Origin of the sequence: Amycolatopsis sp. WAC 04169, from assembly GCF_003947535.1 — a bacterium.
GTDB classification, from domain to species: Bacteria; Actinomycetota; Actinomycetes; order Mycobacteriales; family Pseudonocardiaceae; genus Amycolatopsis; species Amycolatopsis keratiniphila.
The window spans coordinates 1-793 of record NZ_QHJI01000045.1; the positions used below are offsets into that span (position 1 = coordinate 1).

Annotated in this window: 1 protein-coding gene; it reads right to left on the reverse strand. The window is 74.4% G+C overall.

Annotation, left to right across the window (positions count from 1 at the left end; all coding sequences use genetic code 11):
- Window positions 1–253: 253 nt before the first annotated feature.
- Window positions 254–793 (reverse strand): acyltransferase (locus DMC61_RS40885; protein ID WP_148106763.1); only part of this gene is annotated, 540 nt, incomplete at its 5' end.

Consider the following 793-nt stretch of genomic DNA (forward strand, 5'->3'; position numbering starts at 1 on the left):
GTTGGTGCGGGCCTGTGCGATCTGGATGAGCATGCCGCGGCTGACTCCGGCCCGCACCGCCAGCGCCTCCAGCGTGAAGCCGCGCTCGGTGCGCCGGCGCTTGACGTTGCGCGCGAGGGACTGGGTCAGCAGGTCGAGGTCCGCCACGTTCCGTCCAGGGACTTGTGCATCGCTGTGCAGGACAGGGTGCGCAGGAGTGAACCGTGGTCCGCCGCACCCGAAGGTCCACCGAACTGTACTGCGAGGCGCCCGCTCAGCTCTCCGCGGCCGGTTCGGCGAGCCTGCCCGCCGCGTCCTGCGGGTCGCCGGTCTCGGCCAGCCGGGCCACCGCCTCGTCGTCCAGCCGGGACAGCTCCCGCAGTTGCCCCGGCGTGACCCCGTCGGGGATCGGCACCGGAGGCGGGGTCCTGAGCGGGGGCTGCCAGCCCTCGGCGGGGGTCCAGCGCCGTACGACGCGGGCGGGGGCGCCCGCCACCACGGCGTGGTCGGGCACCGTGCCCCGGACCACGGCGCCGGCGGCCACGACCACGTTCCGCCCGATCCGCGCGCCCGGCAGGATCACCGCGCCGGTGCCGACCCAGCAGCCGGGGCCGATCTCCACCGGGTGCATCCGCGGCCACTGCTTGCCGATGGGCTGGTGCGGGTCGTCGTAGGAGTGGTTGGTGGAGGTGACGTAGACGTACGGGCCGAAGTAGCAGTCGCTGCCGATGGTGACGGTGGTGTCCGCGATGACGTGGCTGCCGCGGCCGAGGACGACCCCGTCGCCGATGCGCAGGATCGGCTCCGGGCCGAG